This window comes from Candidatus Obscuribacterales bacterium (genome assembly GCA_036703605.1).
In the GTDB taxonomy this organism is placed as follows: domain Bacteria; phylum Cyanobacteriota; class Cyanobacteriia; order RECH01; family RECH01; genus RECH01.
The window spans coordinates 1-1496 of sequence record DATNRH010000623.1; the positions used below are offsets into that span (position 1 = coordinate 1).

Consider the following 1496-nt stretch of genomic DNA (forward strand, 5'->3'; position numbering starts at 1 on the left):
GGGGGGGGGGGGGGGGGCCCGTTGGGCGTCGGTCATAAGCCACTTCCTGTCATTACAACGTCGAGATTAGGGGAAGGTGTTGGCGGGACTAGTCTGACCCTAGCGTGAGCCCTAAGGCTGAGGGAAGGGTTTGATGGACAACACCTAGACCGGTCGATAATGGGGCGATCGCAAAACGACCGTCCCTAGACTAACTAATGTCTAGATTAACTGATGTCTATGAATATGGTGTCGAGTCATGAATCGTGACCCTATCAACGTAGCTGCAGAGGTGCAGGGTTGCCGATCAAGTCACTCTTGGCTCAGGTTGCCCAAAGTCCGCCCTGTTGGTATCAGTCCGTTGATCATGATCAGGCGGTGAAGTTATGGGTCTCTTATCAATGGATAGGGTCTACAAGCTGGTGTCTATCTGCATCGATCGATGCACGAACTATCCATGTAGACCTGAGGCTATAGACCTGAGGGTAGGTAGCGGTTCTCATAGGCGAAACTGTTAATCAATATTAATTTAAGTAATACTAAATTAAAGAAAACGCTGTATTGGTTAAATATTAAGCTCACCATTAGGCTCAAGTTTGATGCCTAATGTCCATCTTCTGTCCTTTAAGGTTTGTTCAAAACAGACATGCGGTCAAGGGTGGATCCAAGGCGATCGCTGTCCTCTATGCTCTCCACCACTCAAGATTTGCCGCTGGAACAGATTTTGAAAAGCAGGTTTAGGTGTGGGTGCTTAGGGCTCCATCGTAGGACTCCAGAGGAGACTGACAAACGAACCTCCTGCTTCAGCACTCACGCCCCCAGATTGCACTAGAGTGAAATAACCAAGGCTCCGTTTAAGAACTTAACAAGGTAAAGGTAAATTCCTATGCACCTCAGTGAATTGACCCACCCCAATCAACTGCATGGTCTGTCGATTCATCAATTGAATCAAATTGCGCGCCAGATTCGCGAAAAGCATCTAGAGACCATTGCAGCGAGTGGTGGGCATCTTGGGCCGGGGCTAGGCGTTGTTGAACTAACGCTGGGTCTCTACCAAACATTGGATCTGGATCATGACAAGGTGATTTGGGATGTGGGTCACCAGGCTTATCCCCACAAGCTGATCACAGGGCGTTATGGTGATTTTCATACGCTTCGCCAGAAGGATGGTGTCGCGGGCTATCTCAAGCGTTGTGAAAGCTCGTTTGATCACTTTGGTGCCGGTCATGCCTCCACCAGTATTTCTGCTGCCCTAGGTATGGCGATGGCCCGCGACGCCAAAGGAGAAACCTTCAAGGTTGTTGCTGTGATTGGAGACGGAGCGTTGACGGGCGGGATGGCTCTAGAAGCTATCAACCATGCGGGGCATTTGCCTAAAACCAGCTTGATGGTGGTTTTGAACGACAACGAAATGTCGATTTCTCCCAACGTGGGTGCGATTCCCCGCTACCTCAACCGGATGCGTCTCAGCCCGCCGGTGCAGTTTCTCTCAGAGAATCTAGAGGAGCAATTTAAGC

At 50.1% G+C, this 1496-nt stretch carries 1 protein-coding gene; it reads left to right on the forward strand.

What is annotated here, in order from left to right; translation table 11 throughout:
• Nucleotides 1-865: 865 nt before the first annotated feature.
• The coding region (locus tag V6D20_13200) for a 1-deoxy-D-xylulose-5-phosphate synthase N-terminal domain-containing protein (protein ID HEY9816737.1) at nt 866-1496 on the forward strand (631 nt) is incomplete at its 3' end.